The following is a 6,344-nucleotide window of genomic DNA, read 5'->3' as shown; positions in this document are numbered from 1 at the left end:
GTCTATATTCCGCCGCTGACGAGCATGACGCCTGCGGCGTCGGCTTCGTGGCCCACATCAAGGGCGAGAAAAGCCACGCCATCGTGCTGCAGGGCCTCAAGATCCTCGAGAACCTGGACCACCGCGGCGCAGTGGGCGCTGACAAGCTGATGGGCGACGGCGCCGGCATCCTGATCCAGCTGCCCGACCTGCTGTACCGCGAGGAGATGGCCAAGCAGGGCGTGATCCTGCCGCCGCCCGGCGAATACGGCGTCGGCATGATCTTCCTGCCGAAGGAGCATGCCTCGCGCGAAGCCTGCGAGCAGGAGATGGAGCGCGCCATCAAGGTCGAGGGCCAGGTGCTGCTGGGCTGGCGCGACGTGCCGGTCAACCGCGAGATGCCGATGTCGCCCAACGTGCGCGCCAAGGAGCCGCTGCTGCGCCAGGTGTTCATCGGCCGCGGCAACGACGTGATCGTGCAGGACGCGCTGGAACGCAAGCTCTACGTGATCCGCAAGACCGCCAGCGCCAACATCCAGCGCCTGAAGCTCAAGCACAGCAAGGAATACTACGTTCCGAGCATGTCCAGCCGCACGGTGGTCTACAAGGGCCTGCTGCTGGCCGACCAGGTCGGCACCTACTACCTCGACCTGCAGGACAAGCGCTGCGTCTCGGCGCTGGGCCTGGTGCACCAGCGCTTCTCGACCAACACCTTCCCCGAATGGCCGCTGGCCCACCCGTACCGCTATGTCGCCCACAACGGCGAGATCAACACGGTCAAGGGCAACTACAACTGGATGAAGGCGCGCGAGGGCGTGATGTCGTCGCCGGTGCTGGGTGCCGACCTGCAAAAGCTCTATCCGATCAGCTTCCCGGGCCAGTCCGACACCGCCACCTTCGACAACTGCCTCGAGCTGCTGACGATGGCCGGCTACCCGATCAGCCAGGCCGTGATGATGATGATTCCCGAGCCCTGGGAGCAGCACGCCACGATGGATCCGCGCCGCCGCGCGTTCTATGAATACCACGCCGCGATGCTCGAGCCCTGGGACGGCCCGGCSKCGATCGYCTTYACCRAYGGCCGCCAGATCGGCGCMACGCTCGACCGCAACGGCCTGCGTCCGKCGCGCTACWGCGTCACCGACGACGACCTGGTGATCATGGGTTCGGAATCCGGCGTGCTGCCGGTGCCCGAGCAGAAGATCGTGCGCAAATGGCGCCTGCAGCCCGGCAAGATGTTCCTGATCGACCTCGAGCAGGGCCGCATGATCGACGACGAGGAAGTCAAGTCGACGCTGGCCAACAGCAAGCCCTACAAGCAGTGGATCGAGAACCTGCGCATCAAGCTCGACAGCGTCGAGGCCGAGACGGTGCATGCACCGGTCAGCCCGGTCAGCCTGCTCGATCGTCAGCAGGCTTTCGGCTACACCCAGGAAGACATCAAGTTCCTGATGAGCCCGATGGCCGCGGCCGGCGAGGAAGGCATCGGCTCGATGGGCAACGACAGCCCGCTGGCCGTGCTCTCGAACAAGAACAAGCCGCTCTACAACTATTTCAAGCAGCTGTTCGCGCAGGTGACGAACCCGCCGATCGACCCGATCCGCGAGGCGATCGTGATGTCGCTGGTGTCCTTCATCGGCCCGAAGCCGAACCTGCTGGACATCAACCAGGTCAACCCGCCGATGCGGCTCGAGGTGAGCCAGCCGATCCTCGACTTCGCCGAMATGGCGAAGCTGCGCGACATCGGCACCTACACGCAGGGCAAGTTCAAGAGCTACACGCTCGACATCACCTACCCGCTGGGCTGGGGCGACGAGGGCGTCGAGGCCAAGCTGGCCTCGCTGTGCGCCGAAGCCGTGGACGCGATCAAGGGCGGCCACAACATCCTGATCGTGAGCGACCGCAACGTCGGCCCGACGCAAGTCGCGATCCCCGCCCTGCTGGCGCTGTCGGCGATCCACCAGTACCTGGTGCGCGAAGGCCTGCGCACCACGGCCGGCCTGGTGGTCGAGACCGGTTCGGCGCGCGAAGTGCATCACTTCGGCGTGCTCGCGGGCTACGGCGCCGAAGCCGTGCATCCCTACCTGGCGATGGAAACGCTGGCCGCGATGCATGAAGACCTGTCCGGCGACCTGAGCGCCGACAAGGCGATCTACAACTACGTCAAGGCGGTCGGCAAGGGTCTGTCGAAGATCATGTCGAAGATGGGTGTCAGCACCTACATGAGCTATTGCGGCGCCCAGCTGTTCGAGGCCATCGGTCTCAACAGCGAGACGATCGGCAAGTACTTCACCGGCACCGCCAGCCGGGTCGAGGGCATCGGCGTGTTCGAGATCGCGCAGGAAGCGATTCGCATGCACAAGGCCGCCTTCAGCGACGACCCGGTGCTCGCCCACATGCTCGACGCCGGCGGCGAGTACGCCTGGCGCACCCGCGGCGAAGAGCACATGTGGACGCCCGACGCGATCGCCAAGCTGCAGCACAGCACGCGCGCCAACAACTTCAACACCTACAAGGAATACGCGCAGATCGTCAACGACCAGAACCGCCGCCATCTCACGCTGCGCGGCCTGTTCGAGTTCAGGATCGATCCGGCGAAGGCCATTTCGGTCGACGAGGTCGAGCCCGCGACCGAGATCGTCAAGCGCTTCGCCACCGGCGCGATGTCGCTCGGCTCGATCAGCACCGAGGCCCACGCGACCCTGGCCGTGGCGATGAACCGCATCGGCGGCAAGAGCAACACCGGCGAGGGCGGGGAAGACCCGGCGCGCTACCGCAACGAGCTCAAGGGCATCCCGATMAAGATGGGCGACACGCTCAAGAGCGTGATCGGCGAGGCCAATGTCGAGGTCGACCTGCCGCTCGAGGCCGGCGACTCGCTGCGCTCGAAGATCAAGCAGGTGGCATCGGGGCGCTTCGGCGTCACGGCCGAGTACCTGTCCTCGGCCGACCAGGTGCAGATCAAGATGGCGCAGGGCGCCAAGCCTGGCGAGGGCGGCCAGCTGCCCGGCGGCAAGGTCACGAAGTACATCGGCCAGATGCGCTACTCGGTGCCGGGCGTGGGCCTGATCTCGCCGCCGCCGCACCACGACATCTATTCGATCGAGGACCTGGCGCAGCTGATCCACGACCTGAAGAACGTCGCGCCGCACGCCAGCGTCAGCGTCAAGCTCGTGAGCGAAGTCGGTGTCGGGACCATCGCCGCCGGCGTTGCCAAGTGCAAGAGCGACCACGTGGTGATCGCGGGCCATGACGGCGGCACCGGCGCTTCGCCCTGGTCGTCGATCAAGCACGCCGGCAGCCCGTGGGAAATCGGCCTGGCCGAGACCCAGCAGACCCTGGTGCTGAACCGCCTGCGCGGGCGCATCCGCGTGCAGGCCGACGGCCAGATGAAGACCGGCCGCGACGTCGCCATCGGCGCCTTGCTGGGTGCCGACGAATTCGGTTTCGCGACCGCGCCGCTGGTGGTCGAAGGCTGCATCATGATGCGCAAGTGCCACCTGAACACCTGCCCGGTGGGCGTGGCCACGCAGGACCCGGTGCTGCGCCGCAAGTTCTCGGGCAAGCCCGAGCACGTGGTCAACTACTTCTTCTTCGTCGCCGAGGAAGTGCGCCAGATCATGGCCCAGCTCGGCGTGCGCAAGTTCGACGACCTGATCGGCCGTGCCGACCTGCTCGACACCAAGCAGGGCATCGAGCACTGGAAGGCCCGCGGGCTCGACTTCGGCCGCCTGTTCGCGCAGCCGAACGTGCCGGCCGACGTGCCGCGCTTCCATGTCGACAGCCAGGACCACGGGCTCGAGAAGAGCCTGGACGTGAAGCTGATCGAGAAGTCGCGCCCGGCGATCGAGAAGGGCGAGAAGGTGCAGTTCATCGAGATCGCGCGCAACGTCAATCGTTCGGTCGGCGCCATGCTGTCGGGCGCGCTCACCAAGGTGCACCCGCAGGGCCTGCCCGACGACTCGATCCGCATCCAGCTCGAAGGCACGGGCGGCCAGTCCTTTGGCGCCTTCCTGGCGCGCGGCATCACGCTCTACCTGATCGGCGATGCCAACGACTACACCGGCAAGGGGCTCTCGGGCGGCCGCGTGGTGGTGCGTCCCAGCCTCGACTTCCGCGGCGAGGCGGTGCGCAACACCATCGTCGGCAACACCGCGCTGTATGGCGCGACCACCGGCGAGGCCTACCTCTGCGGCGTGGCCGGCGAGCGCTTCGCGGTGCGGCTGTCGGGCGCCACCGCGGTGGTCGAAGGCACCGGCGACCATGGCTGCGAGTACATGACCGGCGGCACGRTCGCGGTGCTCGGCAAGACCGGGCGCAACTTCGCCGCCGGCATGAGCGGCGGCGTGGCCTTCGTCTATGACGAGGACGGCCAGTTCGCCTCGCGCTGCAACCTCACGATGGTCTCGCTCGAGAAGGTGCTGACCTCGGCCGAGCAGACCGCCAGCGTGCATCGCAAGGTCTGGCACGACGGCGAGACCGACGAGGCGCAGCTGCGCAAGCTGCTCGAGGACCATCACCGCTGGACCGGCAGCAAGCGCGCGCGCGAACTGCTCGACAGCTGGGCGGTCTCGCGGACCAAGTTCATCAAGGTCTTCCCGAACGAATACAAGCGCGCGCTGGCCGAGATCCACGACCGCGAGGTCGAGCTCACCAGCAGCGGCAACAACGCGCATGCGGGCATGGAACCGCACGCGGCCGCGAAGTCGGTGGCGGCGGTCTGACGAGCGATAACGAACAAAGAGGAAAGCACGATGGGAAAAATCACCGGCTTCATGGAGCATGAGCGTATCGAGGAGGGCTACAAGCCCGTCCAGGAACGGGTCAAGCATCACAAGGAATTCATCGTCGGACTCGACGAGGCGCAAGCCAAGGTGCAGGGCGCGCGCTGCATGGACTGCGGCACGCCGTTCTGCAACAGCGGCTGCCCGGTCAACAACATCATTCCGGACTTCAACGACCTGGTCTATCGCAGCGACTGGCAGAGCGCCTTCGTGGTGCTCGACTCGACCAACAACTTCCCGGAGTTCACCGGCCGCATCTGTCCGGCGCCCTGCGAGGCCGCCTGCGTGCTCAACGTGAACGACGATCCCGTCGGCATCAAGTCGATCGAGCACGCGATCATCGACCGCGCCTGGGACGAAGGCTGGGTCGCGGCCCGGCCGGCCAAGCACAAGACCGGCAAGAAGGTCGCGGTGGTTGGCTCCGGCCCGGCCGGCATGGCGGCGGCGCAGCAACTCGCGCGCGTCGGCCACGACGTCACGCTGTTCGAGAAGAACGACCGCATCGGCGGCCTGCTGCGCTACGGCATCCCCGACTTCAAGATGGAGAAGGTGCACATCGACCGCCGCGTCGAGCAGATGAAGGCCGAAGGCGTGAGCTTCCGCACCGGCGTGATGGTCGGCGCCGCCAAGGATCCGCTGGGCAAGGGCTCCAAGGTCACCAACTGGGCCAAGGAAACCGTCACGCCCGAACAGCTCGACCGCGAGTTCGATGCGGTGCTGCTGACCGGCGGCGCCGAGCAGTCGCGCGACCTGCCGGTGCCCGGCCGCGATCTCGACGGCATCCACTTCGCGATGGAATTCCTGCCGCAGCAGAACAAGATCAACGCCGGCGACAAGGTCAAGGGCCAGCTGCGGGCCGACGGCAAGCACGTGATCGTGATCGGCGGCGGAGACACCGGCTCCGATTGCGTCGGCACCAGCAACCGCCACGGCGCCGCCAGCGTGACCCAGTTCGAACTGATGCCGCAGCCGCCGGAGGAAGAGAACCGACCGATGACCTGGCCCTACTGGCCCTACAAGCTGCGCACCAGCTCCAGCCACGAGGAGGGCTGCGAGCGCGAGTTCGCCATCTCCACCAAGGAAKTCATCGGCGAGAAGGGCAAGGTCACGGGACTCAAGACCGTGCGCGTCGAATGGAAGGACGGCAAGATGGTCGAAGTGCCCGGCAGCGAGCAGGTGCTCAAGGCCGACCTGGTGCTGCTGGCGATGGGCTTCGTGAGCCCGGTGGCCAACGTGCTGGATGCCTTCGGCGTCGAGATGGACGCCCGCGGCAATGCCAGGGCCAGCATCGACTTCATCGGCGGCTACGCGACCAATGTGCCGAAGGTGTTCGCCGCCGGCGACATCCGCCGCGGCCAGTCGCTGGTGGTCTGGGCGATCCGCGAGGGGCGCCAGGCGGCGCGCTCGGTCGACGAATTCCTGATGGGTTTCAGCGACCTGCCGCGCTGAAATGGCCCCCACGCTCCCCCACTGCGTGTGGGTCGCTGCCCCCCGAGGGGGCCGCAGGCCGCCTTGGGGCGGCCCGGCGCCGGCCTGAGCCCCCACGCTCCCCCACTGCGTGTGGGTCGCTGCCCCCCGAGA

At 67.0% G+C, this 6,344-nt stretch carries 2 protein-coding genes; both read left to right on the top strand.

All coding sequences use genetic code 11. The features are described 5' to 3' along the window. Window positions 1-4,703: glutamate synthase-related protein (locus tag AC1D2K_RS27605; protein WP_478092670.1), on the top strand; the 4,703-nt coding region annotated here is incomplete at its 5' end. Between the two features lie 30 nt (window positions 4,704-4,733). Beyond that, window positions 4,734-6,212 (top strand): glutamate synthase subunit beta, encoded by a 1,479-nt coding sequence (locus AC1D2K_RS27600; protein ID WP_478092669.1) that lies wholly within the window; start codon window positions 4,734-4,736, stop codon window positions 6,210-6,212. Window positions 6,213-6,344 lie beyond the last annotated feature (132 nt).

The sequence above is a fragment of the Variovorax sp. P1_H12_2 genome (genome assembly GCF_056405335.1).
The sequence above is the reverse complement of the archived record's forward strand: the minus strand, read 5'-3'. Positions and strand labels throughout refer to the sequence as shown.